Annotated in this window: 1 protein-coding gene; it reads right to left on the bottom strand. The window is 37.2% G+C overall.

Translation table 11 applies throughout. The features are described from left to right. Positions 1-325 precede the first annotated feature (325 nt). Positions 326-1,090 carry a GNAT family N-acetyltransferase gene (locus AC1DRF_RS28395; protein ID WP_477742359.1) on the bottom strand — a complete coding sequence of 255 codons (765 nt, stop codon included), beginning with the start codon at positions 1,088-1,090 and terminating at the stop codon, positions 326-328. Positions 1,091-1,257 lie beyond the last annotated feature (167 nt).

Here is a 1,257-nt window from a genome sequence, read left to right on the forward strand (position 1 = left end):
AAGCTGATAATACTCTTTAAAAGCAGTTTGAAGGTTTTTCTGAGAGGCAGTCAATAMTTTCATCTGTTCTCGTCATAAATAATAATCATAAATACTAGTAACAGTAAAATATCCCCCAAATGTGAGCGCGATTCCGACAACCAAACCTATCCAAAACGTGCTCGTTTTAAAAAAATGTTTCATAATGACTCCTTTTATCTGTGTTCTATGTACAACACTAGCTCATGCTGCTGCTTTTTCCTAGGATACACCAAAAACGAAGTGGAAGCTACACTTTTTTAAAAATTTGTCGAAATTTGTCTCTTCTCTCACAAACCGCAGCACATTATGTCCCATTCCTATTTCTCCATCTATATACATCAAATTCGTTAACCGCTGTAAAACCAATTTTTTCATAGGCTGGCTTTCCTGCACTTGTAGCATGCAARATACACGTATCTGCCTGTTTTTTTGCTTCAGTAAGAACTTCCTTCAAATATGCGGTGGCCAGGCCTTTTCTCCTCATATGTCTAGCTGTAGTGATACAATACAAGCCCGCTGTACCGTCATAAAAAAAGAGAGACCCAGCTACAGCTGGCTGGTTGTGATAAAGGCCCAGATATAACTGATATTGATCAGCGTGCTGCATAAGCTCCCTAAACCTTTCAAGAAAGTCAGCTTGATATTCTTTTGGTTTTTGATAGCCGTCTATGTATACCGTTATCCATTCTTTCAATTCAGCTTCTGTGTGCACTCGCTTACATTGAAACCCTACTACTCCTGTATGTATGTATTCTTTTTCTTGAATGTGCTGAATCATTCCGATCCATTTTTCATAAGGAACAAATCCATTTTTATGAAGAACTGGCCCAAGGTTATCATATGAAGATGGACCGACAATCCATAGAGGTTCCTCCCCTTCCGAAGAGCATATCCCTAACGCAGGCTCAATATGACGGGTTCCTGCATATACGCCGCGATTGTAAGGAGATGCAGAAATCCATTTAATTTCTGACGTATCCACCTTCACAGATTTCTTCGTATGCTGAARATACATCCAATGCTGAATCAAGTGCTGTTCTACTATATCGCTTTGATTTTTTATTTTCACTTCATGTCTCCTTTCTCTTCTAAACTATGTTCCGTTTTCTATTATATACTAGTTAGTCTATTTTCTATGACTCTATCGCAATTCTTAAATCCTTTTACAAGTTTTTTTTATTTTTTTTGCTATTCTATGAATAGTTTTCTTTTAAGTGGGGTATTAACCTATATAAG

Source organism: Priestia sp. P5_B4, from assembly GCF_056400385.1.